This is a genomic window from Pseudomonas sp. GL_093 (assembly GCF_057837605.1).
On record NZ_CM174448.1, the window covers coordinates 589505 to 614252 of the forward strand.

The window sequence follows — 24748 nt, forward strand, 5'->3', positions numbered from 1 at the left end:
CTCCAACCGGTAAATGGGCAGTGAATGACCTGACTGTAGCAGCTATGGATTTATACCGTTTGTCTGTCAGTCGAGTGCCCTCCGGGCGTACTACTAATCTGACACTCGTGCGACTGGATACGCACAGTCGTACGGCCTGCTGCCTACGCAGGGCAGGTCTCTTTGTAACTTCAAGGAGATGAAGTTTATGTCTAGATACGTAGTAGCAAATCAATGGGGCGGTAGTTCGGCACCCTGGCATCCGGGCGGAGACTGGACGCTAGGCGCGCGGGACAACCAGAACGTTGTCGCGATCGAGATCAAATCGGGCGATGGCGGGAAGAGTTTCACCGGCACCATGACGTATGCGGGTGAAGGTCCCATTGGCTTCAAGGCTCAGCGCACGGGCCAGAACCAGTACAACGTTGAAAATCAGTGGGGCGGCAACGATGCCCCGTGGCATCCGGGTGGCAAATGGGTCATCGGAGGCCGGGATAATCAGAACGTTGTGGCGTTGAGCGTGACCTCCAGCGATGGAGGGAAAAACCTCAGTGGCACCAATACCTACGCCAACGAAGGGCCGATCGGCTTCCGTGGACAGATAGAGTAACGGCACCACCGAAATGTCCGACCCCGCGAAGACGTTCGCGGGGTCGGATCAGGGATCAGTCTTTTGCCAGGCCCATGCCCTGGCCCATCTGCACCGGCGAACCGGCCGCCAGTTCTTCAGCCCACTTCACTTGATCAGGCCCGAACAGCACGACAGCGGTCGAACCCAGTTTGAATCGACCCAGTTCTGCACCTTTCTCCAAATGGATCGGCGCACGGGCAGCTTCGTCGTAGCGGAAGGTTTTCAGCTCGCGTTTTGGTGGCGTGACCAACCCGGCCCAAACGGTTTCGATCGACGCAACGATCATTGCACCCACCAGCACCACGGCCATTGGCCCGCGCTCGGTGTCGAAAATGCACGCCACACGCTCGTTGCGGGCGAACAGTTCCGGAACGTTTTCAGCGGTGGTCTGGTTGACCGAGAAGATCCGGCCCGGGATGTAGACCATCTCGCGCAGGGTGCCGGCCAGCGGCATGTGCACGCGGTGGTAGTCCTTCGGCGACAGATAAATCGTCGCGAAATCACCGCCCATGAACGGCGCTGCGTTGGCAGCGTCGCCGCCCAGCAATTCCAGCACGCTGAAGCTGTGGCCCTTGGCCTGGAACACGCGACCGTGTTCGATCGGGCCCAGTTGGCTGACCGCGCCGTCGGCCGGGCTGAGAATCGCGCCAGGCGTCTCGTCCAGCGGGCGAGCGCCGTCCTTCAAGGCGCGAGTGAAGAACGCATTGAAGTGCTCGTAGGCCGTCAGGTCTTCGACCAGCGCCTGCGACATGTCCACTTGATAACGCTTGGCGAACCAGGCGGTAAACGCGTTTTTGAACCAGCGCACGCGGCATTCGGCAATGCAGCCGGCCAGTCGCGACAGCAGGTGATGGGGCAGCAGGTATTGGCTGAGGATAAACAAACGCTTATTCATTAACTGTCCTTAAAAACCTTAAATCTCTACGGGCGTATCGGGGTGGTTGCCCCATTCGCCCCAGGAACCGGCGTAGCCTTTGACCCTCGGATAACCGAGGGATTTGGCCACCAGATAGGTGAAGCCAGAACGATGGTGAGTCTGGCAGTGGGTAATCACTTCTTTGTCTTTGCTGATCCCGAGTTTCTCCAGGATCTGCGGCATGTCGGTGCGGATGCGCAGGTTGCGCGTCTGATCCATGCCCGCGGTCCATTCGAAATTGACCGCGCCGGGAATGTGCCCGGCCTTGGCCGCTAGGACTTTCTCGCCGGAGTACTCCAGAGGTCCGCGTGCGTCCCAGATCGCCAGGTCGGCGGCACCGAGACGGCTTTGCAGGTACTCGCGAGTGGCAGTGGGTTCGTCGTGCAAGGTCAACGCAACCGGGCCGCCGACCGGAGCCGGGATCTGGATCGACATGGGCAAACCTTCTGCCAGCCAGGCCTTCAGGCCGCCGTCGACATAGTGGTACTTGCTGTGGCCGATGACATCCAGCAGCCAGATAAAGCGTCCGGCCCAACCGCCGCCTTCGTCGTCATAGACCACGTAGACCGCGTCCTTGTTGTGTCCCAGCTCACCGAACAACGCTTCGAGTGCCGCTTGCGGCGGCATCAGTCCCGGCGCAGGCGCCTGACCGAGTTGCGTGCGTTTCGGATCGACAAAACGCGCACCAGGGATATGCCCTTCGGCATAGCGGGCGCTGCTGGTCAGGTCCACCAGAATCAGTTCGCGGGCGTCGAGACGGGCGAGCAAGTCGCTCGGCTCTATGACCAGCGGCAAGCCAGAGAAGTCAGACATGTGAGGTCTCCAGAACACAAAGGGGAGGATTGTATAGCAGCGTCATTGGCCGCGGTGACTAAAGCTGTGCAGTGCCTTTTCGATGCACTGTCCGGTTTTGCCGAAGGCTTGCACGGTGATTTCCGAGAACGGCCCGCCGCCCTGATCCGCCACCACAATCATGATCACCCGACCATTATTGACCAGTGAGCGCAGCAGCAAGTGTTCGCCGCCGAACTGTGAGCGCAGGCTGGCCGGTAACAGGGCCGAAAATTGCGCGTTGTTGGCCGGCGTCAGGCGTACCTGGGCTTGCTGCGAGAGCAGGCGTTGCAGCACGGTGCTCTGGCTGACGGCGAAGTTCAGGCCGGCCACTTCTTTTGGCAGCCCGGCCGTCTGGTGCACTCGCAGATTGTCATGGGTGCGGTCGGCCATAAGGATCATCACCCGACGCATGCCGCACGCAACCAAAGCGTCCCGGGCAGACGTGGTCAAGTGCATGGCATTGGTGAAGCGACTCGGCTCGACCAGCAACTCGGCACACTGTCTGCGCCATTTCGCCAGGTCTTCGGCCGTCGGTGCCGCGGCCGGCAGCAATCCGGCGTGAACGCGGTTCATGCCCCACGGCCAGATAAGTGACACGGCCGGGTGCCAAAGGTCTGGCATCGCATGATGGCGGGCACTGTTGGCGGCCTGTTGGTGCAACTGCTGCTGCACTTCGTCCATCGGCATTTGCAGGTAAAGGCTGGTCAGGTACTGCCAACGCTCACTGTGCGGGCTGTCCCAGGCCTGTTGTGCCGACAGCGCCAGACCGTTGGCCAGTAGCACCGTGTTGGCCGGCTGATTGAGCCAGCGGCGCAGGGTCGGATCGTCATCGAGGCGGTTCTGCTGGCGCAATGGATGATCGCTGTCGCGAGCGATGCGCAGGACTTTCACCAGCTCACGTTGCTCGTTGAGCAGCAGCCGATAACCCTGTTGCACCCAGATCGGCAGGCGCCAGATGTCCACGAGCGCCAGGCAGATATCCAGCAGGCGAGCGCCGAACAATTGCTTTTCGACTTTGCGCGCCGACTCGCCTTTGTGGATGACCCGCAGCTCCCATTCTTCGAGCAGCTGCGGATGGGTCAACGCCATCGGCCAGAGCGGCGAGAGAAACAGCAGGCTGCCCCAGTGGATGTCCTGCCACAGCCGCGCCAGGCGACTGGCGAAAAAACCGTTGGCCTGTTGGGTCGCGTGCTGGCTGATCAGTTGCAGCTGACGCAGGGCGATCGGGATCTCCGATTGCGGCTGGGCAGGCAACCGGGCGAGCAGTTCTTCGGTGCGCTTCAAACCGAGGCGATTGATCGCCACCTCAAGGTTTTCCGCAGGCTCGGTCATGCTGCCATGGGTGTGGCGATTGGCTTCGCGAATCACGCTCAGGGCCAGCGCGGGGCTGTCCTGTATCAGTTCGGCGATATCGCGCAGGGAGCTGCGGCTGTTGGCGATGGCCTTGCAGACACGGTCATGACTGGCTTGCGGAACCGGCAGGCGCACGCCATCGAGAAGCTTGACCCAGCCTTCGAGAGTGGTTGGTTTTGGAGATGGAACGTTCGTTTCGTTAGCCATGGTTGGACGCGATCATCGTCTGCATTACCTATGCCCGGAGCGGGCCAAATTGGCTTTTCGCCTGAACTGGCTATAGTCTGGCGCAGTTTTGCCGATAAGTAGAAGAAGAGATTTTTTAACTTCCGAATATGACCTTGAACCCGACTCAGTAAGTGCTCTCCTACCTATGGCTAAATTAATCGGCATCATCGTCGTATTCGCGAGCGTGCTCGGCGGATACGTGCTCTCCCACGGCAAAATTGCCGCCCTGATTCAGCCCTTCGAGGTGATGATTATTGGTGGTGCGGCACTCGGTGCATTTCTGCAGGCCAACCCCGGATACATGACCATGCACGTGCTCAAGAAATCCTTGGGCATGTTCAGTTCGCGTTTTAACCACACGTTCTATCTGGAAGTGCTCGGCCTGATCTACGAGATCCTCAACAAGAGCCGCCGCGAAGGCATGATGGCGATCGAAGGCGATATCGAAGATGCCGCCGCGAGCCCGATTTTCGCCAAGTACCCGGCCGTGCTCAAGGACGAACGCATGACCGCGTTCATCTGTGATTACCTGCGCATCATGTCCTCCGGCAACATGGCTCCCCATGAGCTTGAAGGCCTGTTTGACATGGAGCTTTACAGCCTCAAGGAAGACCTCGAGCATCCATCCCACGCGGTGAACGGTATTGCCGACGCCATGCCTGGTTTCGGTATCGTCGCGGCGGTACTCGGTATCGTGGTGACCATGGCTTCCCTGGGTGAAGGCGATCAGAAATCCATCGGCCTGCACGTCGGTGCGGCACTCGTCGGTACCTTCTTCGGTATTCTCGCGGCGTACGGTTTCTTCGGTCCGCTGGCCCATTCCCTGGCCCACGATGCCAAGGAAGAACTGAACGTCTACGAAGCCATCAAGGCCTCGCTGGTCGCTTCGGCTTCCGGTATGCCGCCATCGCTGGCGGTAGAGTTCGGCCGCAAGGTTCTGTACCCGGCGCACCGTCCTAGCTTCGCTGAGCTGGAACAAGCGGTTCGCGGACGTTAAGTCATGGAAAATAACCAGCCGATAATCATCAAGCGCGTCAAGCGCATCGCCGGCGGGCATCACGGGGGCGCCTGGAAAATCGCCTTCGCGGACTTCGCGACGGCGATGATGGCGTTCTTCCTGGTGCTGTGGCTGCTGTCCACCGCAACACCAGAACAGAAGATCGCCATCGCCGGTTACTTCAAGGACCCGGTCGGTTTTTCCGAAAGCGGCACGCCGTACATCATCGACCTGGGCGGCACGCCGACCCTGGCGCCGGAGAACACCCTCAACCCCGAGGTGAAATCTCAGCCGCAGCCAGACAAGGTGACCATCGACGCCGAGCAGGTTGAAGGCATGGCCGAGCAGGTCGAGAAGGAACGCCTCGAGTTGTTGCTGCAAGAACTGCAGACCAAGGTTGAAGAGAACCCGCAGCTGAAGAAATTCAAAGACCAGATCAGTTTCGAAATCACGCCGGACGGTTTGCGCATCCAGATCGTGGACGCCGAAAACCGGCCGATGTTCGACTCCGGCAGTGCTCGTCTGAAGCCGTACTTCGAAGACATCCTGCTGGCCATGGCCGACACCATTAAAGCGGTGCCGAACAAGATCAGCATCAGCGGCCACACCGATGCCAAGCCGTACACGGGCACCGGTGACTTTGGTAACTGGGAGCTCTCGGCCAACCGTGCCAACGCTGCACGTCGTGCGCTGGTCGCGGGTAGTTATCCGGATACTCAGGTGGCGCGGGTCGTCGGTTATGCCTCGTCGGCGTTGTTCGATCGCGAGCACCCGTTCAATCCGATCAATCGCCGTATCGACATTATTGTGCTGACCAAGAAAGCCCAACGTGCCATCGAAGGTTCGCAAGGTGCGGAACCGGCTCCAGAGCCGGCGCCGACGCAAGGGCAGGGCGGCCCGGGCGAAGTGCCCGTCACGCCAGCCGATCCGAATGCGTTGCCGGCGGATAAAGAACCGTTGCCGGCGCATGAGCTTCGGGAGCGCTTGAACCTCTTCGACAACCCGGCGCCGAAGCCGGCGGAACCGCCGAAGCAGTGACCCACAAAAAAGCCGACAGCGATGTCGGCTTTTTTGTGCCTGCAAGAATGTATTTACATCTACCTGATCGCGGTAAAAATCAAGGAATGAGGGCATGTCCGAGAAAGGTGTAGGAAGTCTCCGAGACGTATAACCCGGGTTTTTCTTCGCTTAAGGCTCGCCTATAGTTTGTCCGTCGCCGACGAATCGGTGATCGACTTTAGCCAGTCGTAACAGATGATGCACAAGCGCCCGTATAATCGCGGCGCTTTTTGCTGCCTGACATCTACATGTCTATGGTGGCTGTGCGTGGGACACCTTCGGGTGTGCCGGGTTCATCTGTCCGGTTGGCTAACCCGCGTACAGCTACCACCCCAATTCGTTTAGCCACGAAAGGGTGGGAGTTTCACCAATCAGATGAGATTCAAGTCATGCCTAAATTTCACCCGCTCCAAGGCAACTTCAGCGTCGGCCCGACGCTGTACATCGACACCGATGCCCGCGCTTCCGATCTCCTCGAAACCGCCGTCCACCGACTCAAAGCCGCGCGTAATCTGCTCAACAGCGTCACTTGTCTGTGCGTGAAGGATGCCGAAGGTCATGATCTGGAGCATTTCGCCAATGCTGCGCACATATTGATACAGGATGGCTGCGACGCCTTGGATGCGCTGGGCTGGAGGCTGGAAAAAGCAGCACGCTGAGGATTGGAAAGCCGCGGTATTCGCGGCTTTTTTGTCACACATGTCTAGTCCTGAAATAGGTTTACACCTGTTTCACCCTAACGCTCGATGCATCGTATCGAGTCTTTATTCGGTGCCGCTGGCGCCAAGACCATTGAAGGCAATGGGTCCCGGGTGCGCTTTGAGCTGAACGGTGTGGTCGCCACCTTTCACCGACCACACCCGGACAAAGAAGCAAAGCCCTACCAGGTTCGTGATGCTCGGGCTTTCCTTGAACAAGCAGGAGTCACCCCATGAGCGTAATGAATTACAAAGGCTATGCCGCCCGAATTGAATACAGCGAGGAGGATGGCCTGTTTGTCGGCCATATTGCTGGTATCAGAGATATTGTCGGGTTTCATGGCGAGTCAGTACAGGAGCTTCGAAATGCATTTGAAGAGGCTGTTACTGATTATCTGGAGACTTGCGCCAAGCTCGGGCGCACGCCGCAGAAGCCCTATTCTGGCCACCTCAGTCTGCGTTTAGCGCCGGCACTCCACGCAACTGTCGCCGTAAAAGCGCAGCTAGCCCACAAGAGTATCAATCAGTGGGTAGCCGACGTTCTTGATCGTGAGGTGCATGCCTGACCACTGCCACCTACCTGAAAAAAAGCCAGAAGGTGTAAACCTTGTTCAGGGCGAGACACGAGACAAAATACAAAAAAAAGCCGCGATCATCGCGGCTTTTTTACACCTGTCAAAAACCGCGTCGGATGCGGTTCTTGAGTTGGTCGTGGAACAGATCTGCATTTCCTTTGTAAATGCCGCGAACCGACTCACTGATCGATTCCAGTCCTATCGAGCGTTTGGTTATCACCTCCTCACGATAAGCATCAATGAAAAAATTGATGTCCGTTTCGCCGCTCAGTTTCGGCCATTTGTCGAGGTACAACGGTAAAGCGCTGGGGCCAACCTGGTACGAGCAGATGCGGCGATTGCTGATGGTCGCTTCGCCGATCTCGAACGGCACCCACCAGGACTGTGCGGTGTTCTCCGAAATCACTGCGAGCAAGTGCGTGCACGCGGTGATGTTGCGGGTGATGACCCCGGTGATGTCGTCAGTGGTTTGTGATTCCGGATCCAGCACGTCGAAATAGGTCTTGATGTTGGCTTGAATAAGACGGGTGTTAATGGCGATGGCGTGGGGCCGATCGCTATGGCGGTAGCTGATGAATACGGGCATCAGAAATGTCCTTTGATCGCGAGTTCGCGGTAATAGGCACCGAGGGCGGTCAGGCGGCAGCCGGTGGAGTGGATGGCGGCGTAGTACATGTGTTCGGCGTCCACCGGTTCGATCAGGCTGTGACGGTTGCACTTTTGCAGTTGGGCGAAAACATCGCCGTGGTCTGGATCGAACGATGTTTCGGTGGGTTCGTAGCTTGGGTCGAGCGGGAACACCGATTCAGCCTCGGCGAACCAGTCGGGGAGCTTGCGCAGTATTTCTTTGGGGATCAGTGGCGAGACCTCACGCAATGAAATGAACTGAGACACATTGGTCTTGAAAACAGGTCGTTGTTCCCAGGCATCGAGCGCGTTGTCGACAAAGGAATAGAGGCTGCCGGGGGTGATTTTTCCCAGAATATTGGCGGCACCACCGTGCAGTGCCTGCAGCAACAGCCCGGTGAAGATGCCGTGACTTGAACCTTCCATTGCCGGCTGTTCTTTTTTACAGGCAGTGAGAATGGTCATTCCCTCGCCAATCACGCTACTTTCGCTACGCAGGGCCCGCATTTCACCGGCAGCGCCGCCTTGGCAGCAATCGAGAATGATGACTTTGTTTTTGATTTTAGTAGCTTTGGTGGCCCAGTTCAGAATGTCACTGAGCCGTATCCCGTCCTTGGCTGACTTGTAGTCCTGGGGAAGCAGCATGCCTTCGTCGGTATCGGTGTCGAAATTACCGTGGCCGGCGAAATACAGCAGAGCAACATCACAGTCCCCGGAAAACAAATCCTGGATATGGCCTTCGAGGACCTCGCGGCCCAAGTAATCTTCGGCCGAGGTCAGCACGATATTCTTGAAGTTAGGGTCTCCGTCGGCATCGGTTTTCAACACCGAAGCCATGGCCATCGCGTCGTTGTTGCAGCCACTCAATTGCGAAACATGGCTGTAGTTATTAATGCCGATGAACAATCCCTTGCGCATGGTTCAATCCGCCGCGTGAGTGCGGATGGCACTGATGATGCTGTTGGTGTTCCACGCACACTCCGCGTGTGCTGCCCGGCGCACCACGGTAGAAATCCGCTCCGCACCAAACGGCTTCACCGCAATGATCACCTTGCCCATTCGCCTGGCGATCTCGATTTCCTTGTTGATCCACTTGCTGTAGGTCGAATACATCCCCGCCATGATCAGCACTGCCGAGCAGGGGCGGATTTTGTTTTCGATGGCTTCTTCCAGCTGTTTGTCGGTTTTCGCGCCGATGATCGGGTTGTCCGGCGGCACCGAAAAATTTTTGAACGTGAAGCCGGGTTTAGCGTTGAGCAGCCGCACGAGGTTGTCGTGGGCGTGGGGGTAGTTCCACGAATGGCTGATGAACAAATGATAGGTTTGCATGGGTATCCCTCGGTATCGCCAAAATGCGAAGAGGGCTTGAATGTATGCACTTGAGTGGTCGCAACAAGACCTGCACGGATAAAGAGAATTCCCCTACAAACAGGCGTGCAAGAGCCTTACAGAAGTCTCTGACGTTTAAAGGGTGAAGATATTTGTAGGATGCTACAAGCGGCGCGCCGCCCCGTCAGTGTCGAGGCAGCGGGCGCGTCTGTTTAGTAGCTGGTTTCGGGCAGGCTGGCGATGATCGAGCGATAGCTGTTCATCCGTTGCTGCTGTACGCGGCCTTCTTCAAGCGCCTTGAGCAGGGCGCAACCCGGCTCGCGGTCGTGCTTGCAGTCGCGAAAGCGGCAGGTGCCGATCAGGTCGTTGAACTCGATGAAGCCGGCTTCGACATCGGCACGGCTGACGTGGCCCAGGCCGAATTCGCGGATACCCGGGGAGTCGATCAATTCACCGCCACCGGGGAAGTGGAACAACCGCGCGGTAGTGGTGGTGTGAGTGCCCTGGCCGGACAACTCGGACAGCGGGCCGACACGGGCTTCGACTTCCGGCAGCAGGCTGTTGACCAACGAAGATTTGCCGACGCCGGACTGGCCGACGAATACGCTGATGCGTCCGTCCAGCTGTTCTTGCAGTTGCTCCATGCCATTGCCATGGTGCGCCGAGACTTCCAGCACCGGGTAACCCAGCGTGCGGTAAACCGCCAGCAAGGCATTCAGCGCCGGGGCGTTCTGCTCGTCGATCAGGTCGAATTTGTTGAGCAACAGCAGCGGACGAATCCCTGCGTGCTCAGCAGCGACCAGATAGCGGTCGATCAAGTTGGCATGGGGCTCGGGCAGTGGCGCGAAGACGATGACGATCATGTCGACGTTGGCGGCTACAGGTTTGAGCTGACCACGGCTGTCCGGACGGCAGAGTTCGGTTTTACGCGGCAGTTGCGCCACGATTACACCGATGCCCTGGTTGCCGGCACGCCAGACCACCTGATCGCCGGTCACCAGCGCCGGCAGGTTGGCGCGCAAGTGACAGCGGAACACCTGGCCGGCCAAATCGCCATCGAGGGCTTCGACTTCGACCTGCACACCGAAGTGCGCGATCACCAGGCCCGTCTGTTCCGGACCCAGATCGCCACCCTCAAGTGCCTCGACAGCCGAGGACTCGCGTTTGGCGGCGCGGGCAGCGCGTTCGCCCTGAATCTTTTCGATGCGCCAGTTTTGACGACGATTGAGTTGGCGTTTGGCCATGGGTGTTCCGTATCAAGAATGCAGCGATTAGGTAAAACGGCCGCGAGTTTAGCACGCCCGGCCGCCGCCCTAGGCTAAACTGCGCAGCATTGCCTAGGAGCCGACACATGCAAAACCCGCAGAATCTGATCTGGATCGACCTGGAAATGACCGGTCTGAACCCTGATACCGACGTCATCATCGAAATGGCCACCATCGTCACCGACAGTGACCTGAACACCTTGGCCGAAGGTCCGGTGATCGCCATCCATCACAGCGACGAAATTCTCGCCGGCATGGACGAGTGGAACACCCGTCAACACGGCGGCTCCGGGCTGACCCAACGCGTTCGCGACAGCCGTATCAGCATGGCCGAAGCCGAAGCCGAGACCATCGCCTTCCTGGAACAATGGGTGCCGAAGGGCAAGTCGCCGATCTGCGGCAACAGCATCTGCCAGGATCGTCGCTTCCTTTATACCCACATGAAATCGCTGGAAAGCTTCTTCCACTACCGCAACCTCGACGTCTCGACCCTTAAAGAGTTGGCCGCACGCTGGGCGCCGGACGTGCGCGACAGTTTCAAAAAGGGCAGCACTCACCTGGCCCTGGACGACATTCGCGAATCGATCGCCGAGCTGCAGCACTATCGCAAGCATTTCATCAAGTTCTGATCCTGCGGAGTCTGTTCCGGCCCCATCGCGAGCAAGCTCGCTCCCACAGGATTGCGCGGTCCCTGTGGGAGCGAGCTTGCTCGCGATGGGGCCAGTACAGTCACCAGTGATGATTGGCTGGATTCTCTGGCGCCCTCTTTTGGTGCTTCGGCGAAGTGAGTAGACTGCGCGCCTTCCTGCAAGGACCGCCCCCATGTTGCTGATGCTCTACCTGATCGCCATTACCGCCGAAGCCATGACCGGTGCCCTGTCTGCCGGTCGTCGCGGGATGGACTGGTTTGGCGTGGTGCTGATTGCCTGCGTCACGGCTTTGGGTGGGGGGTCGGTGCGTGACGTGCTGCTCGGCCACTATCCGCTGACGTGGGTCAAACACCCGGAATACCTGGTGCTGACCTCGGTGGCGGCGATGTTCACGGTCTTCGCTGCACGCTGGATGCGGCATCTGCGCTCGCTGTTTCTGGTGCTCGACGCCGTGGGTCTGGTGGCGTTCACCCTGATCGGCTGCATGACTGCGCTGGAAATGGGCCACGGCATGCTGGTGGCTTCGGTCAGTGGCGTGATCACCGGGGTTTTCGGCGGCATCCTGCGCGATATCTTCTGCAACGACATCCCCCTGATCTTCCGCCGCGAACTCTACGCCAGCGTCTCGTTCGCAGCAGCGTGGTGCTACATGCTCTGCATTTACCTGCAACTGCCCGGCGAACAGGCGATTCTCATCACCTTGTTTGGCGGCTTCCTGTTGCGGTTACTGGCGATCCGGTTTCATTGGGAAATGCCGAAGTTCGTTTATAACGACGAAGCCTGACATCACGCGGCCTCTGGTAGCAGCTGCCGAAGGCTGCGTCCGGCTGCGAAGCAGTCGTAATCTTGCAAAGCGAGTCCTTCGGCCTCGAACGCAGCCTTCGGCAGCTGCTACAGGAGTCCGTGTTGTTTCAACGCCCACTCCACATGCTCACGCACCAACTCTGACGGGTACTCACGGCGAGCCTTCAACGCTTCCAGCACCGGAATGCTCGACGGCGCGTTCCCCAGGCCTACCGCCAGGTTTCGCAACCAACGCTCATAACCCGCTCGGCGTAACGGCGAACCTTCGGTACTACTAAGGAACTTCTCCTCATCCCACATGAACAGCTCTGCCAACTCCGCGTTGTCCAGGTTGTGCCGTGGCTTGAAGTCGCTTTCGCCGGACGGACGGGCGAAGCGGTTCCACGGGCAGACGATCTGACAGTCATCGCAACCGAACACCCGATTGCCGATCAGTGGCCGCAAATCTTCCGGGATCGCGCTTTTCAGTTCGATGGTCAGGTAGGAAATGCAGCGTCGGGCATCGAGTACATAAGGACCGACGAAGGCGTTGGTCGGGCAAATGTCGAGGCATGCGGTACAGCGGCCGCAATGTTCGGTGCTGTGTGGCGGGTCAACCGGCAGCGGCAGGTCGACAAACAGTTCGCTGAGAAAGAAGTAACTGCCGGCCTTGCGATTCAAGACCAGGGTGTTTTTACCGATCCAGCCAAGACCGGCCTGTTCCGCGATGGCTTTTTCCAGCACCGGCGCGCTGTCGACGAAGGCGCGGAAACCAAACGGGCCGATCTCGGCCTGAATTTTATCGGCCAGTTGTTGCACGCGTTTGCGGATCAATTTGTGGTAATCACGGCCCAAGGCATAACGCGAGACGTAGGCTTTTTCCGGTTGTGCCAGTCGTTTGGCCATTTCGGTGTCGCCCGGCAGGTAGTCCATGCGTAGGGAAACCACCCGAAGCGTGCCGGGCACCAGCTCCTCCGGGTGTGAGCGTTTGCTGCCGTGGGCGCCCATGTAGTCCATTTCGCCGTGGTAGCCGGCCGCGAGCCAGCGCTCCAGGTGCTGCTCATGCTCGGCCAGGTCGAGGCCGCTGATGCCGACTTGCTGAAAGCCCAGCTCGCGGCCCCAGTCCTTGATGGATTGGGCGAGGGCGGGCAGGTCTGTGGTAATTGCGGGCATGAGGCGAGAGAAACCGGAGCTGAGGTGCGTATAATTCTGCCAGACATCGGAGCCCGAAGACGCATGCCGCACACTAAAGATGATTTACCCGACGCGCTGTATAGCGCCGCGCAAGTGCGAGCCCTCGATGCGAGCCTGATCGCGGCCGGTACACCGGGCTTCGAATTGATGCAGCGCGCGGCGCGGGCGACCTGGCGTGCGCTGGTCCGTCATTGGCCGACGGCGAACGAATTGAGTGTTGTGGCCGGCCACGGTAATAACGCCGGCGACGGTTATCTGGTGGCCGTGCTGGCCCGACGTGCGGGTTGGCATGTGCGGGTGCTGGCGGCCGGTGATCCCAAGCGTTTGCAGGGTGATGCGGCATTAGCCCATGCCGAGGCCGTGTCCGAAGGTGTCGCGGTTCAAGCCTGGAGCGCACAGTCCGAGTTGCGCGGTATCGTGCTGGATGCCTTGCTCGGCACCGGTCTGACGGGAGAGGTGCGAGAACCCTACGCGGGCGTCATCGCAGCGATCAATGGCAGCGGGCTGCCGGTTGCGGCAGTGGATATCCCTTCGGGGTTGTGTGCTGATACCGGCCGAATACTCGGCGCTGCGGTGCGGGCTGACCTGACCGTGACGTTCATCGGCCTGAAACTGGGGCTGTTCACCGGCGATGCTGCAGACGTGGTCGGCGAGTGGGTGTTCAACGATCTACAGGCCTCCGCCGAGTCGTTTAACGGAGTCGCCATCAGCGCACGTCGCCTGACGGCCAGTTCCTTGCCGCGTCTGGCGAGCCGGGCTCCAACCTCCCATAAAGGCAAATTCGGCCATGTATTGCTGATCGGCGGTGATCGCGGCTTTGGCGGCGCCATCCTGCTGAGCGCGCAAAGTGCCCTGCGCAGCGGTGCGGGCATGGTGTCCGTGGCTACGCGCAGTGAACATGTTCCGGCCGCGCTGGCGAGAATCCCCGAAGCCATGGTGCTGGGCACTTCGTCGGCCAACCAACTGATGGAACTGCTGCAAAAGGTTTCCGTGCTGGTTGTCGGCCCAGGCTTAGGTCAGGCTTCCTGGGGGCGCAGTCTTTTGTCGGCGGCTGCCAACGCGCCGCTGCCGCAAGTCTGGGATGCCGATGCATTGAATCTGCTGGCCACAGAGCACGTGAGCTTGCCCAAGGATTGTGTGATCACTCCGCATCCGGGCGAAGCGGCGCGCTTGTTGGGGATGAGCACTGCCGAAGTGCAGGCCGATCGTCCTGCGGCGGCTCACGCATTGAGCAAAAAATATACAGCTGTCGTGGTGCTGAAAGGCGCAGGCAGCCTGATCGCCAGCCCCGATGGGCGCCTGGCGTTGTGTCATCAGGGCCATCCGGCCATGGCCACCGCCGGTTTGGGTGATGTGCTGGCCGGTCTGGTCGGCGCGTTGCTGGCGCAAGGCATGGAGGCGTTCGACGCCGCTTGCCTGGCCGTCTGGCTGCATGCCAATGCCGGCGCGCAAGAAGGTAAATCGGGCCGTGGGCTGGCGGCCAGTGATCTGATTCCAGCCATTCGTCAGTTGTTGGAGGAGCAAGCACCGTGTCTGAAGTAACCCTGTACCTGGCTGATGAAGAGGCGATGACCGCGTTTGGCGCACGCATCGCACAAACCACCGAAGGGCACGGTCTGATTTTTCTCGAGGGAGATCTGGGCGCGGGGAAAACCACGCTGTCCCGGGGCATCATCCGTGGCTTGGGGCATGTGGGCGCGGTAAAAAGTCCGACCTTCACCCTGGTTGAACCCTACGAGATTGGCGACATCCGAGCCTTCCATTTCGACCTCTATCGCCTGGTCGATCCTGAAGAGCTGGAGTACCTCGGCATCCGCGACTACTTCGAAGATGACGCGTTGTGCCTGATCGAGTGGCCCGAAAAGGGTGCAGGCTTTTTGCCAAAGCCCGACCTGACCATTACCATTAGCCCGCAAGATGGCGGGCGTTCGCTGAAAATTTTGTCCCAGGGCTCGCGTGGCGAGTCGTGGTGTGCCGCTTTGGCATTGGAAACCAATTAAATGATGGGGTTAGGTATGCGCTTTCGCGCGATGGTAGCTGCCGTAGGATTGTTGTTTTTGGCGGTGACCGTCGACGCTGTGGCCGAGACGAAGGTCAACAGCGTTCGCCTGTGGCGGGCTCCGGACAACACACGACTGGTGTTCGACCTGAGTGGTCCTGTCCAGCACAGTGTCTTTACCCTGACCGCCCCGGATCGGCTGGTCATCGACATCAATGGCGCAACTCTGGGGGCGCCGCTAAACGTCAACAGTTCGAACACTCCGATCACCGCCATGCGCTCGGCTCAACGTACGCCGACCGACCTGCGGGTGGTCATCGACCTGAAAAAAGCCGTGACGCCGAAAAGTTTTACCCTGGCGCCAAACGCCCAGTACGGCAATCGCCTGGTGGTCGACTTGTTCGACAACGCCGCCGACGCCGCGCCAATTCCGGCGCCGACCAACGTCGCGACGGTCGCCCCGGTGCCGGTCACTCCGGTGGAGCCTGCGGTGAAGCTGCCGCCAGCCCCGGCCGGCAAGCGCGACATCATTGTGGTCATCGATGCTGGCCACGGCGGCGAAGACCCGGGTGCCTCGGGCTCTCGCGGTCAGCGTGAAAAAGACGTGGTACTGGCCATCGCCCGCGAACTGCAGCGTCAGGTCAACGGCATGAAAGGCTTCCGCGCCGAACTGACCCGCACCGGCGACTACTTCATCCCATTGCGCGGCCGTACTGAAATCGCCCGCAAGAAGGGCGCCGACCTGTTCGTTTCGATCCACGCCGACGCCGCGCCTTCGGCCGCAGCCTTCGGTGCCTCGGTGTTCGCCCTGTCTGATCGCGGTGCGACCTCGGAAACGGCCCGCTGGCTGGCCGACAGCGAAAACCGTTCCGACTTGATCGGCGGTGCCGGCAACGTCAGCCTCGACGACAAGGACCGCATGCTGGCGGGTGTGCTGCTCGACCTGTCGATGACGGCTTCCCTGACCTCCAGCCTGAACGTCGGTCAGAAGGTGCTGAGCAACATCGGCCGCGTTACGCCGCTGCACAAACAGCGCGTGGAGCAAGCCGGGTTCATGGTGCTGAAGTCGCCGGACATTCCATCGATCCTGGTGGAAACCGGGTTCATCTCCAACGCCAACGAAGCGTCCAAGCTTGCCGCAGCGAACCACCAGCAAGCGCTGGCGCGTTCGATCAGCAGCGGCGTGCGCCAGTTCTTCCAACAGAACCCGCCACCGGGCACCTACATTGCCTGGCTGCGTGATTCCGGCGGGATCGCCCAAGGTCCTCGTGACCATCGGGTGAGCCCCGGCGAGACGCTGGCGATGATTGCCGTGCGTTATCAGGTGTCTCCGGCCACGCTGCGCAGCGCCAACAACCTGTCGAGTGATGAGCTCAAGATCGGTCAGCACTTGACCATCCCCGGCACTGAACTGGCGGCCAAAGAATGAACCAGGTGCTGACCAACACAGCTCGCATCGAGCTGCTCAGCCCGCGACTGGCGAACCAGATTGCCGCCGGTGAGGTGGTTGAGCGCCCGGCCTCGGTGATCAAGGAGTTGCTGGAAAACAGCCTCGACTCCGGTGCCAGGCGCATTGATGTCGACGTGGAACAGGGTGGCGTCAAGCTGCTGCGGGTGCGCGACGATGGCAGCGGGATCTCTGCCGATGACCTGCCGCTGGCCCTGGCGCGTCACGCCACCAGCAAAATCCGCAATCTGGAAGACCTCGAGCAGGTCATGAGCCTCGGGTTTCGCGGTGAAGCCCTCGCGTCGATCAGCTCCGTGGCGCGTCTGACCCTCACCTCTCGCACTAAAGATGCCGATCAGGCCTGGCAGGTCGAGACCGAAGGCCGGGACATGGCGCCTCGCGTGCAGCCGGCGGCCCATCCGGTGGGCACATCGGTGGAAGTGCGCGACCTGTTCTTCAACACCCCGGCGCGACGCAAATTCCTCAAAACCGAAAAAACCGAATTCGATCACCTGCAAGAAGTGATCAAGCGTCTGGCCCTGGCGCGTTTCGACGTGGCGTTCCATCTGCGCCACAACGGCAAGACCATCCTCAGCCTGCACGAAGCCCATGACGACGCGGCCCGTGCCCGGCGTGTGGCGGCGATTTGCGGTTCGGGTTTCCTCGAGCAGGCGCTGCCGATCGAGATCGAACGCAATGGCCTGCATTTGTGGGGTTGGGTCGGTTTGCCGACGTTCAACCGCAGCCAGGCAGACTTGCAGTATTTCTTTGTGAACGGCCGTGCGGTACGCGACAAACTGGTGGCCCACGCGGTGCGCCAGGCCTATCGCGACGTGCTGTTCAATGGTCGGCACCCGACATTCGTGCTGTTTTTCGAAGTCGATCCGGCAGGCGTGGACGTCAACGTGCACCCGACCAAGCACGAAGTGCGTTTCCGTGACGGGCGCATGGTTCACGATTTCCTCTATGGCACCCTGCACCGCGCCTTGGGCGATGTGCGGCCGGAAGACCATCTGGCCGCGCCTGTCGCGACGGCCATCGTTCGACCGACCGGCATTGATGCTGGCGAGTTTGGTCCACAGGGCGAAATGCGTCTGGCGGCCAATGCCTTGCTGGAGCAGCCTCAGGCTCAGCCGTCGTTCAATACGCCGGCCGGCTCGGGCGCGGGTGCCGGTTATCAATATCAGTACTCGCCGCGCCCTCAATCGGGTGTGCCTGTGGCTGAAGCTCAGGCCGCCTACCGCGAGTTTTTTGCGCCGTTGCCAGAAGCCAACGCGGTCGCGCTGCCGGCCGGACAGGATGATATTCCGCCGCTGGGTTATGCACTGGCGCAGCTCAAAGGCATCTACATTCTTTCGGAAAACGCCCAAGGGCTGGTGCTGGTGGACATGCACGCCGCTCACGAGCGGATCATGTACGAACGCCTGAAAATCGCCATGGCCAGCGAAGGCCTGAGCGGTCAGCCGCTGCTGGTGCCGGAGTCCCTGGCGGTTAGTCAGCGCGAAGCCGATTGCGCTGAAGAGCACGTCGCGTGGTTCCAGCGCCTGGGCTTTGAATTGCAGCGTCTGGGCCCGGAATCCCTGGCCATCCGGCAGATTCCGGCCTTGCTCAAGCAAGCTGAAGCCAATCGATTGGTCAGTGACGTTCTGGCGGATCTGATGGAATACGGCACCAGTGACCGGATTCAGGCGCACTTGAACGAATTGCTCGGCACCATGGCCTGCCATGGCGCGATTCGTGCGAATCGGCGTCTGGCCCTGCCGGAAATGAACGGTCTGCTGCGCGACATGGAAAACACCGAACGCAGCGGTCAATGCAACCATGGCCGACCGACCTGGACCCAATTGGGCCTGGACGATCTGGACAAACTGTTCTTGCGCGGTCGTTGATGAACCAGCTCCCTCCTGCGATTTTCCTGATGGGGCCGACCGCCGCCGGCAAGACCGACCTGGCCATCGAACTCACCAAAGTCTTGCCTTGCGAGTTGATCAGCGTCGATTCGGCGCTGGTCTACCGTGGCATGGACATCGGCACCGCCAAGCCTTCAAAAGAACTTCTGGCTGAATTTCCACACCGTTTGATCGATATTCTCGACCCGGTAGAGAGCTATTCGGCCGCCGATTTCCGTCGTGATGCCCTCGAAGCCATGGCCGAGATCACCGCGCGGGGCAAAATTCCGCTGCTGGTGGGCGGCACAATGCTCTATTACAAGGCTTTGGTTGAAGGTCTGGCAGACATGCCGGCGGCCGATCCGGACGTTCGCGCACAGATCGAAGAAGAAGCTGCACGCCTTGGCTGGCAAGCCTTGCACGAACAATTGGCAGTCATCGATCCGGAATCTGCGGCGCGTATACATCCGAACGATCCGCAGCGACTCAGTCGAGCGCTGGAAGTTTATCGCGTCAGTGGTCAGAGCATGACTGCACTAAGGTTGCGACAATCTGCGCAAAGTACTGAAGCAGCCGCCTCGGGACTGCAACAATTGCCCTATACTGTCGCGAACTTGGCCATTGCTCCGGCAAATCGCCAGGTATTGCACGAGCGAATTAAACAAAGATTCACGAATATGTTGGAACAGGGATTCATTGACGAGGTCGTAGCCCTGCGTAAGCGAAGTGACCTGCATGCCGGGTTGCCGTCTATACGTGCAGTAGGCTACCGACAAGTCTGGGACTACCTGGATGGCAAGCTGACGCAAGCCGAGATGCAGGAGCGTGGAATCATTGCCACGCGCCAATTGGCAAAGCGCCAGTTCACCTGGCTGCGCAGTTGGGCTGATTTACACTGGTTGGACAGCCTCGATTGCGACAATCTGCCGCGCGCCTTGAAATACCTTGGGACCATCTCCATATTGAGCTGAGTCCTTGCATTTGCCGTCTATCCTTGGGGGTGTGACGGCCACAAGCCATTTGTTTACCTATTTTTTATATTGAATCCTTAAAGGAGTGCGGCACATGTCAAAAGGGCATTCGCTACAAGACCCTTACTTGAATACTTTACGTAAAGAGAAAGTGGGGGTTTCCATCTACCTGGTCAACGGGATCAAGCTGCAAGGCACGATCGAGTCTTTCGACCAGTTCGTTATCCTGCTGAAAAACACCGTCAGCCAGATGGTTTACAAACACGCTATCTCTACAGTGGTGCCGGTTCGTCCAATTCGTCTGCCTAGCGCAACCGAATCCGAAGCAGGTGACGCTGAGCCAGGTAACGCCTGATAGGAGTCTCCTTTGTTCTTTGAGCGCCACGGTGGTGGTGAGCGAGTAATCCTCGTTCACTTGGATGGACAGGACCCTGAGGCGCGCGAAGATCCGCAGGAGTTTCAGGAATTGGCTAATTCGGCCGGCGCCGAGACCGTTGCGTTTTTTAACGTGCCGCGTCATCGGCCAACCGCCAAATTCCTGATTGGCAGCGGCAAGGTCGAGGAGTTGCGCGATCTGGTCCATGCCGAAAAGGCAGATCTGGTCATCTTCAATCACATCCTCACGCCCAGTCAGGAACGTAACCTCGAACGTGTTTTCGAGTGTCGCGTGATCGACCGTACCGGTCTGATTCTCGATATTTTCGCCCAACGCGCCCGTACCCATGAGGGCAAGCTCCAGGTAGAACTGGCCCAGCTTGACCACATGAGCACCCGGCTGGTTCGTGGCTGGACTCACCTTGAGCGTCAGGGTGGCGGTATCGGTATGCGTGGCCCGGGTGAAACCCAGCTGGAAACCGACCGCCGTTTGCTGCGGGTTCGCCTGCGACAGATCAAGGGCCGACTGGAAAAAGTGCGCAGTCAGCGCGAACAGTCGCGACGCGGTCGTTCACGTGCGGATATTCCTACCGTGTCCCTGGTGGGGTATACCAACGCCGGCAAATCCACGCTCTTCAATAACGTGACGAAATCCGACGTGTACGCGGCTGACCAGTTGTTTGCCACGCTGGACCCGACCTTGCGCCGTCTGGAACTCGACGATCTGGGGCCGATTGTCCTGGCCGACACGGTGGGTTTCATACGCCACTTGCCCCACAAACTGGTCGAGGCGTTTCGGTCTACGCTCGAAGAGTCGAGCAACTCGGACCTGCTGTTGCACGTGATCGATGCGGCCGAACCGGATCGCATGTTGCAGATCGAGCAGGTGATGGTGGTGCTGGGCGAGATCGGGGCCCAGGACTTGCCGATCCTCGAGGTCTATAACAAACTCGATTTACTTGAAGGCGTTGAGCCACAAATCCAGCGCGACGAAAACGGCAAGCCCCAACGGGTCTGGCTGTCGGCGCGTGATGGCAGTGGTCTGGAGTTGCTTGAGCAAGCCATTGCCGAGTTGCTGGGCGGTGATTTGTTTGTTGGCACCTTGCGCTTGCCGCAACGTTTTGCTCGACTGCGTGCGCAGTTTTTCGAACTCGGTGCGGTGCAGAAAGAAGAACACGACGAAGAAGGCATCAGCCTGCTGGCCGTTCGCTTGCCGCGGGTCGAGTTGAATCGACTGGTGAGCCGCGAAGGTCTGCAGCCGATGGAATTCATCGAGCAACACACTTTGCAATAAAAGCCTGGTAAAGCGGTTGTGCCGCGGTGACAGGCATTCTGTAGCATTGGTCGGCGCGCCGTGGGTGCGTCTTTGCTTTATCAGATGGAGAGCGCTATGGCTTGGAATGAGCCGGGTGGCAACTCGAATAATCAGGATCCTTGGGGTGGCAAACGCCGCAATAACGGCGACCGCAAGGGACCACCGGATCTCGACGAGGCCTTCCGAAAGCTGCAGGAAAGCCTGAACGGGTTGTTCGGTGGTGGTAAGAAACGCGGTGATGACGGTGGCGGTTCGGGCAGGAGTAGCGGCTTCGGCGGTCTGCTCGGCATCGGCCTGGTCGTGTTGGCGGCCGTGTGGCTGTACAGCGCGGTCTATGTAGTCGACGAGCAGGAGCAAGCCGTGGTGCTGCGCTTCGGCAAGTACTACGAAACCGTTGGCCCGGGCCTGAACATCTATTTCCCGCCGATCGATCGCAAGTACCTGGAAAACGTCACGCGTGAGCGTGCCTATACCAAGCAAGGTCAAATGCTGACTGAAGACGAGAACATCGTCGAAGTGCCGCTGACCGTGCAGTACAAGATCAGCAATCTGCAGGACTTCGTGCTGAGCGTTGATCAGCCGGAAATCAGCCTGCAGCACGCGACCGAAAGTGCCTTGCGCCACGTGGTGGGTTCCACCGCGATGGACCAGGTGCTGACTGAAGGTCGTGAATTGATGGCCAGCGAGATCAAGGAGCGTCTGCAACGCTTCATGGATACCTATCGCACCGGTATCACCGTCACTCAGGTCAACGTACAGAGCGCAGCCGCACCGCGTGAAGTGCAGGAAGCCTTCGATGACGTGATCCGCGCCCGTGAAGACGAGCAGCGTTCGCGTAACCAGGCTGAAACCTACGCCAACGGTGTCGTGCCGGAAGCCCGTGGTCAGGCCCAGCGCATCATCGAAGATGCCAACGGTTACCGTGACGAAACCGTCTCGCGCGCCAAGGGTGAGGCTGATCGCTTCACCAAGCTGGTGAGCGAGTATCGCAAGGCACCTGAAGTGACCCGTCAGCGTCTGTATCTGGACACCATGCAGGAAGTCTTCAGCAATACCAGCAAGGTTCTCGTGACCGGCAACAAGAATGGCCAGAGCAATCTGCTGTACTTGCCGCTGGACAAGATGGTCGAAAGCGGTCGCAACACCAGCACTCCGGTGACCGGCGCGGCAGCCTCCAGCAATGAAGCGAATGTGCGTGCAGCCGATCTGCAGCAACAGCAAGCACGTACCAGGGAGAGTCGCTGATGAGCAATAAATCGCTGATCGCCCTTATTGTCGGCGTCGTCGTGGCGATCGCTGCCTGGAACTGCTTCTACATCGTGGCTCAGACCGAGCGTGCGGTGCTGCTGCAGTTCGGTCGTGTGGTCCAGGCAGATGTTCAGCCGGGCCTGCATGTGAAAGTGCCTTACGTTAACCAGGTGCGCAAATTCGACGCACGCCTGATGACGCTGGATGCACCGACACAACGCTTCCTGACGCTGGAAAAGAAAGCCGTCATGGTTGATGCCTACGCCAAGTGGCGCGTGAAAGATGCCGAGCGCTTCTACACCGCGACTTCCGGCCTCAAGCAGATTGCTGACGAGCGACTTTCCCGTCGTCTGGAATCGGGCCTGCGTGACCAGTTTGGTAAGCGCACGCTGCACGAAGTGGTTTCCGGTGAGCGCGATGCGCTGATGACCGATATCACGGCTTCGCTGAACAAGATGGCGGAAAAAGAGCTGGGCATCGAAGTTGTCGATGTTCGGGTCAAGGCCATCGATCTGCCGAAAGAAGTGAACCGCAGCGTGTTCGAGCGCATGAGTTCCGAGCGTGAGCGTGAAGCTCGCGAGCACCGCGCCAAGGGTAACGAACTGTCAGAAGGCATTCGTGCCGACGCTGATCGTCAACGCCGCGTGTTGCTGGCTGAAGCCTATCGTGAATCCGAAGAGGTTCGCGGTGATGGTGACGCCCAGGCCGCTGCGATCTACTCCAAGGCCTACGGCCAGGATCAGGAGTTCTACGGTTTCTACCGTAGCCTGCGTGCCTACCGTGAAAGCTTCGCGAACAAATCCGACGTCATGGTCCTGGACCCAAGCAGCGACTTCTTCCGTTACCTGGAAAAAGCCAAGCCTTGATACGACGTTGACCTGAATCATCCCCCGCCTGACGGCTAACACCTCGGGCGGGGTGATCCTTTGGGAAAACGTGTGTATGATGCGGCAGCCGGGAAATTCCCGGCTTTTTTGCGTCTGCACGTTTGATTGCTGTTTTTTATGCAGGCGTCCGAGTTGAATGACTCGACAGGTTTTTCGAGGAAAGTGGTTGGTGAAGCCGATTTCAGGCTTTTCGCCGCGTTGTTCATGCGCGTGGTTTGCGCATGAGCCGATCATTTTCTGCTTCACTCAAGGCTCGCCCAAAGGCTTGCCGCCCGGATCATAGGGGAATGGCGTAATGGCAACGGTAGACCGCTGGCTGCTGCCAGATGGCATCGAAGAAGTACTGCCACCAGAAGCGGCGCGCATTGAAGTCGCGCGTCGTCAGGTGTTGGATCTGTTCCAGAGCTGGGGTTACGAGTTTGTCGTGACTCCCCATATCGAGTACCTGGAATCCCTGCTGACCGGCGCGGGCCAGGACCTCGATCTGCGTACCTTCAAGGTCATCGACCCGCAATCGGGCCGGCAGATGGGTTTCCGTGCTGACATCACGCCGCAAGTGGCGCGCATCGATGCGCACACTTTGCGTCGCGAAGGCCCGAGCCGTCTGTGCTATGCCGGTAGCGTGCTGCACGCTCAGCCGCGCGCCTTGTCGTCCTCGCGCAGCCCGATCCAGCTGGGTGCCGAGTTGTACGGTGATGCCAGTCCGAGCAGCGACGTGGAAGTCATCAGCCTGATGTTGGCTATGCTGCAACTGGCCGATGTGCCGGATGTGCACATGGATCTCGGTCATGTGGGTATCTACCGCGGCCTGGCTCGCGCCGCCGGTTTGTCCGGTGAAGTTGAACAGCAGTTGTTCGATGCGTTGCAACGTAAAGCCATCGACGAGGTCATTACCTTGACCGAAGGCTTGCCTGCCGATCTGTCGGGCATGTTGCGGGCGCTGGTCGATCTGTGTGGCGGCCGTGAAGTATTGAGCGCTGCCCGCGAGCGTCTGGCGAATGCGCCAGCGCCGGTTCTGGCAGCTCTGGACGATTTGCTGGCGATTGCCGAGCGTCTGTCCACGCGTTTCCCTGAGTTGCCGTTGTATTTCGACCTGGGCGAGTTGCGCGGCTACCACTACCACACCGGTGTGGTGTTTGCGGTGTTCGTACCGGGCGTTGGCCAGTCCATTGCTCAGGGCGGTCGTTACGACGACATCGGTGCCGACTTCGGTCGTGCCCGTCCGGCAACCGGCTTTTCTACCGATTTGAAAACCCTGGTGACCCTGGGGCGTGCTGAGATCGAGTTACCGTCTGGCGGTATCTGGATGCCTGACAGTACGGATGCGGCACTCTGGCAGCAGGTTTGCCAGTTGCGCAGTGAGGGTCAGCGTGTCGTTCAGGCGTTGCCTGGGCAACCTTTGGCCGCCGCCCGTGAAGCGGACTGCGACCGGCAATTGATTCAGCAGAACGGGCTTTGGCAAGTATCGCCACTGGCTTCTTGAGTTTTCCTGTCGGCCG

At 59.5% G+C, this 24748-nt stretch carries 26 protein-coding genes; 18 read left to right on the forward strand and 8 right to left on the reverse strand.

Annotated features, from left to right (window positions below):
• Positions 1 to 187: 187 nt before the first annotated feature.
• Positions 188 to 589, forward strand: a complete 402-nt coding sequence (locus AC3IUE_RS02575; RefSeq protein ID WP_042932429.1) for a lectin OAA family protein — start codon at positions 188 to 190, stop codon at positions 587 to 589.
• A 55-nt stretch (positions 590 to 644) separates the two neighbouring features.
• Here AC3IUE_RS02575 and asd read toward each other — a convergent pair whose 3' ends face one another.
• The 3 genes from asd to AC3IUE_RS02590 are packed head-to-tail and all read right to left on the reverse strand — an operon-like array spanning position 645 to position 3920.
• A complete protein-coding gene (gene asd, locus AC3IUE_RS02580; protein ID WP_430956160.1) occupies positions 645 to 1505 on the reverse strand; it encodes an archaetidylserine decarboxylase in 861 nt (286 codons plus the stop codon).
• An 18-nt stretch (positions 1506 to 1523) separates the two neighbouring features.
• Positions 1524 to 2339 (reverse strand): rhodanese-like domain-containing protein, encoded by an 816-nt coding sequence (locus AC3IUE_RS02585; RefSeq protein ID WP_046045707.1) that lies wholly within the window; start codon positions 2337 to 2339, stop codon positions 1524 to 1526.
• A gap of 42 nt (positions 2340 to 2381) precedes the next feature.
• Positions 2382 to 3920 (reverse strand): HDOD domain-containing protein, encoded by a 1539-nt coding sequence (locus AC3IUE_RS02590; RefSeq protein ID WP_489265373.1) that lies wholly within the window; start codon positions 3918 to 3920, stop codon positions 2382 to 2384.
• Between the two features lie 166 nt (positions 3921 to 4086).
• Here AC3IUE_RS02590 and motA point away from each other — a divergent pair, with 166 nt between their 5' ends.
• The 5 genes from motA to AC3IUE_RS02615 all read left to right on the forward strand — a co-directional run bounded on the left by motA (position 4087) and on the right by AC3IUE_RS02615 (position 7261).
• Entirely contained in the window at positions 4087 to 4938 is an 852-nt protein-coding gene (gene motA / locus AC3IUE_RS02595) for a flagellar motor stator protein MotA (RefSeq protein ID WP_123369056.1), read from the forward strand.
• Positions 4939 to 4941: 3 nt separating this feature from the next.
• Positions 4942 to 5976, forward strand: coding sequence for a flagellar motor protein MotB (motB, locus tag AC3IUE_RS02600; RefSeq protein ID WP_489265376.1), 1035 nt, complete (start codon positions 4942 to 4944; stop codon positions 5974 to 5976).
• A 410-nt stretch (positions 5977 to 6386) separates the two neighbouring features.
• On the forward strand, positions 6387 to 6656 hold the full coding sequence (locus tag AC3IUE_RS02605) for a hypothetical protein (protein WP_489265378.1): 270 nt from the start codon (positions 6387 to 6389) through the stop codon (positions 6654 to 6656).
• Positions 6657 to 6743: 87 nt separating this feature from the next.
• Entirely contained in the window at positions 6744 to 6932 is a 189-nt protein-coding gene (locus AC3IUE_RS02610) for a type II toxin-antitoxin system HicA family toxin (protein WP_489265380.1), read from the forward strand.
• Positions 6929 to 7261, forward strand: a complete 333-nt coding sequence (locus AC3IUE_RS02615) for a type II toxin-antitoxin system HicB family antitoxin (protein WP_489265382.1) — start codon at positions 6929 to 6931, stop codon at positions 7259 to 7261. The genes AC3IUE_RS02610 and AC3IUE_RS02615 overlap by 4 nt, the downstream gene beginning before the upstream one ends.
• 109 nt (positions 7262 to 7370) lie before the next feature.
• Here AC3IUE_RS02615 and AC3IUE_RS02620 read toward each other — a convergent pair whose 3' ends face one another.
• The 4 genes from AC3IUE_RS02620 to rsgA all read right to left on the reverse strand — a co-directional run bounded on the left by AC3IUE_RS02620 (position 7371) and on the right by rsgA (position 10470).
• Positions 7371 to 7856, reverse strand: a complete 486-nt coding sequence (locus AC3IUE_RS02620) for a toll/interleukin-1 receptor domain-containing protein (RefSeq protein ID WP_489265384.1) — start codon at positions 7854 to 7856, stop codon at positions 7371 to 7373.
• A complete protein-coding gene (locus AC3IUE_RS02625) occupies positions 7856 to 8815 on the reverse strand; it encodes a caspase family protein (RefSeq protein WP_489265386.1) in 960 nt (319 codons plus the stop codon). Before AC3IUE_RS02625 ends, AC3IUE_RS02620 begins: the two co-directional genes overlap by 1 nt.
• A 3-nt stretch (positions 8816 to 8818) precedes the next feature.
• The gene (locus AC3IUE_RS02630) at positions 8819 to 9226 is read right to left on the reverse strand and encodes a TIR domain-containing protein (RefSeq protein ID WP_489265388.1); all 408 of its coding nucleotides are present in this window, start codon (positions 9224 to 9226) and stop codon (positions 8819 to 8821) included.
• Between the two features lie 212 nt (positions 9227 to 9438).
• On the reverse strand, positions 9439 to 10470 hold the full coding sequence (rsgA, locus tag AC3IUE_RS02635) for a small ribosomal subunit biogenesis GTPase RsgA (RefSeq protein WP_008153263.1): 1032 nt from the start codon (positions 10468 to 10470) through the stop codon (positions 9439 to 9441).
• A 107-nt stretch (positions 10471 to 10577) separates the two neighbouring features.
• On the opposite strand from rsgA, the gene orn reads away from it, so the two are divergent.
• Both orn and AC3IUE_RS02645 read left to right on the forward strand, forming a co-directional pair.
• On the forward strand, positions 10578 to 11120 hold the full coding sequence (gene orn / locus AC3IUE_RS02640) for an oligoribonuclease (protein ID WP_056746367.1): 543 nt from the start codon (positions 10578 to 10580) through the stop codon (positions 11118 to 11120).
• A gap of 193 nt (positions 11121 to 11313) precedes the next feature.
• Positions 11314 to 11925 carry a trimeric intracellular cation channel family protein gene (locus tag AC3IUE_RS02645; RefSeq protein WP_008153267.1) on the forward strand — a complete coding sequence of 204 codons (612 nt, stop codon included), beginning with the start codon at positions 11314 to 11316 and terminating at the stop codon, positions 11923 to 11925.
• Positions 11926 to 12032: 107 nt separating this feature from the next.
• On the opposite strand, the gene queG is transcribed toward AC3IUE_RS02645, so the two are convergent.
• On the reverse strand, positions 12033 to 13097 hold the full coding sequence (gene queG, locus AC3IUE_RS02650; RefSeq protein WP_489265392.1) for a tRNA epoxyqueuosine(34) reductase QueG: 1065 nt from the start codon (positions 13095 to 13097) through the stop codon (positions 12033 to 12035).
• Positions 13098 to 13160: 63 nt separating this feature from the next.
• Between queG and AC3IUE_RS02655 the strand changes: the two genes are divergently transcribed.
• From AC3IUE_RS02655 to AC3IUE_RS02700, 10 genes are all read left to right on the forward strand, one after another.
• Positions 13161 to 14660, forward strand: a complete 1500-nt coding sequence (locus tag AC3IUE_RS02655) for an NAD(P)H-hydrate dehydratase (protein ID WP_489265394.1) — start codon at positions 13161 to 13163, stop codon at positions 14658 to 14660.
• Entirely contained in the window at positions 14648 to 15118 is a 471-nt protein-coding gene (tsaE, locus tag AC3IUE_RS02660; RefSeq protein WP_046045717.1) for a tRNA (adenosine(37)-N6)-threonylcarbamoyltransferase complex ATPase subunit type 1 TsaE, read from the forward strand. The genes AC3IUE_RS02655 and tsaE overlap by 13 nt, the downstream gene beginning before the upstream one ends.
• On the forward strand, positions 15119 to 16546 hold the full coding sequence (locus AC3IUE_RS02665) for an N-acetylmuramoyl-L-alanine amidase (protein ID WP_056746361.1): 1428 nt from the start codon (positions 15119 to 15121) through the stop codon (positions 16544 to 16546).
• Positions 16543 to 18453: a DNA mismatch repair endonuclease MutL gene (gene mutL, locus AC3IUE_RS02670; protein ID WP_056746359.1), complete on the forward strand. Its 1911-nt coding sequence runs from the start codon at positions 16543 to 16545 to the stop codon at positions 18451 to 18453. Before AC3IUE_RS02665 ends, mutL begins: the two co-directional genes overlap by 4 nt.
• A complete protein-coding gene (gene miaA, locus AC3IUE_RS02675; RefSeq protein WP_436275125.1) occupies positions 18453 to 19424 on the forward strand; it encodes a tRNA (adenosine(37)-N6)-dimethylallyltransferase MiaA in 972 nt (323 codons plus the stop codon). The genes mutL and miaA overlap by 1 nt, the downstream gene beginning before the upstream one ends.
• A 94-nt stretch (positions 19425 to 19518) precedes the next feature.
• Positions 19519 to 19779: an RNA chaperone Hfq gene (gene hfq, locus AC3IUE_RS02680; RefSeq protein ID WP_007902656.1), complete on the forward strand. Its 261-nt coding sequence runs from the start codon at positions 19519 to 19521 to the stop codon at positions 19777 to 19779.
• A 12-nt stretch (positions 19780 to 19791) separates the two neighbouring features.
• The gene (hflX, locus tag AC3IUE_RS02685) at positions 19792 to 21093 is read left to right on the forward strand and encodes a ribosome rescue GTPase HflX (protein WP_010464197.1); all 1302 of its coding nucleotides are present in this window, start codon (positions 19792 to 19794) and stop codon (positions 21091 to 21093) included.
• Positions 21094 to 21189: 96 nt separating this feature from the next.
• Positions 21190 to 22359 (forward strand): FtsH protease activity modulator HflK, encoded by a 1170-nt coding sequence (gene hflK, locus AC3IUE_RS02690; RefSeq protein ID WP_056746354.1) that lies wholly within the window; start codon positions 21190 to 21192, stop codon positions 22357 to 22359.
• A complete protein-coding gene (gene hflC / locus AC3IUE_RS02695) occupies positions 22359 to 23228 on the forward strand; it encodes a protease modulator HflC (protein ID WP_056746351.1) in 870 nt (289 codons plus the stop codon). Before hflK ends, hflC begins: the two co-directional genes overlap by 1 nt.
• Before the next feature lie 316 nt (positions 23229 to 23544).
• Positions 23545 to 24732: an ATP phosphoribosyltransferase regulatory subunit gene (locus AC3IUE_RS02700; protein ID WP_007939588.1), complete on the forward strand. Its 1188-nt coding sequence runs from the start codon at positions 23545 to 23547 to the stop codon at positions 24730 to 24732.
• The last annotated feature ends 16 nt before the right edge of the window (positions 24733 to 24748 follow it).

What these genes read in the sequence shown, in the direction of transcription:
- AC3IUE_RS02575 (WP_042932429.1), top strand. Translation starts at nt 188, where the DNA reads ATGTCTAGATACGTAGTAGCAAATCAATGGGGCGGTAGTTCGGCACCC.
- asd (WP_430956160.1), bottom strand. Translation starts at nt 1,505, where the DNA reads ATGAATAAGCGTTTGTTTATCCTCAGCCAATACCTGCTGCCCCATCAC.
- AC3IUE_RS02585 (WP_046045707.1), bottom strand. Translation starts at nt 2,339, where the DNA reads ATGTCTGACTTCTCTGGCTTGCCGCTGGTCATAGAGCCGAGCGACTTG.
- AC3IUE_RS02590 (WP_489265373.1), bottom strand. Translation starts at nt 3,920, where the DNA reads ATGGCTAACGAAACGAACGTTCCATCTCCAAAACCAACCACTCTCGAA.
- motA (WP_123369056.1), top strand. Translation starts at nt 4,087, where the DNA reads ATGGCTAAATTAATCGGCATCATCGTCGTATTCGCGAGCGTGCTCGGC.
- motB (WP_489265376.1), top strand. Translation starts at nt 4,942, where the DNA reads ATGGAAAATAACCAGCCGATAATCATCAAGCGCGTCAAGCGCATCGCC.
- AC3IUE_RS02605 (WP_489265378.1), top strand. Translation starts at nt 6,387, where the DNA reads ATGCCTAAATTTCACCCGCTCCAAGGCAACTTCAGCGTCGGCCCGACG.
- AC3IUE_RS02610 (WP_489265380.1), top strand. Translation starts at nt 6,744, where the DNA reads ATGCATCGTATCGAGTCTTTATTCGGTGCCGCTGGCGCCAAGACCATT.
- AC3IUE_RS02615 (WP_489265382.1), top strand. Translation starts at nt 6,929, where the DNA reads ATGAGCGTAATGAATTACAAAGGCTATGCCGCCCGAATTGAATACAGC.
- AC3IUE_RS02620 (WP_489265384.1), bottom strand. Translation starts at nt 7,856, where the DNA reads ATGCCCGTATTCATCAGCTACCGCCATAGCGATCGGCCCCACGCCATC.
- AC3IUE_RS02625 (WP_489265386.1), bottom strand. Translation starts at nt 8,815, where the DNA reads ATGCGCAAGGGATTGTTCATCGGCATTAATAACTACAGCCATGTTTCG.
- AC3IUE_RS02630 (WP_489265388.1), bottom strand. Translation starts at nt 9,226, where the DNA reads ATGCAAACCTATCATTTGTTCATCAGCCATTCGTGGAACTACCCCCAC.
- rsgA (WP_008153263.1), bottom strand. Translation starts at nt 10,470, where the DNA reads ATGGCCAAACGCCAACTCAATCGTCGTCAAAACTGGCGCATCGAAAAG.
- orn (WP_056746367.1), top strand. Translation starts at nt 10,578, where the DNA reads ATGCAAAACCCGCAGAATCTGATCTGGATCGACCTGGAAATGACCGGT.
- AC3IUE_RS02645 (WP_008153267.1), top strand. Translation starts at nt 11,314, where the DNA reads ATGTTGCTGATGCTCTACCTGATCGCCATTACCGCCGAAGCCATGACC.
- queG (WP_489265392.1), bottom strand. Translation starts at nt 13,097, where the DNA reads ATGCCCGCAATTACCACAGACCTGCCCGCCCTCGCCCAATCCATCAAG.
- AC3IUE_RS02655 (WP_489265394.1), top strand. Translation starts at nt 13,161, where the DNA reads ATGCCGCACACTAAAGATGATTTACCCGACGCGCTGTATAGCGCCGCG.
- AC3IUE_RS02665 (WP_056746361.1), top strand. Translation starts at nt 15,119, where the DNA reads ATGATGGGGTTAGGTATGCGCTTTCGCGCGATGGTAGCTGCCGTAGGA.
- mutL (WP_056746359.1), top strand. Translation starts at nt 16,543, where the DNA reads ATGAACCAGGTGCTGACCAACACAGCTCGCATCGAGCTGCTCAGCCCG.
- miaA (WP_436275125.1), top strand. Translation starts at nt 18,453, where the DNA reads ATGAACCAGCTCCCTCCTGCGATTTTCCTGATGGGGCCGACCGCCGCC.
- hfq (WP_007902656.1), top strand. Translation starts at nt 19,519, where the DNA reads ATGTCAAAAGGGCATTCGCTACAAGACCCTTACTTGAATACTTTACGT.
- hflK (WP_056746354.1), top strand. Translation starts at nt 21,190, where the DNA reads ATGGCTTGGAATGAGCCGGGTGGCAACTCGAATAATCAGGATCCTTGG.
- hflC (WP_056746351.1), top strand. Translation starts at nt 22,359, where the DNA reads ATGAGCAATAAATCGCTGATCGCCCTTATTGTCGGCGTCGTCGTGGCG.
- AC3IUE_RS02700 (WP_007939588.1), top strand. Translation starts at nt 23,545, where the DNA reads ATGGCAACGGTAGACCGCTGGCTGCTGCCAGATGGCATCGAAGAAGTA.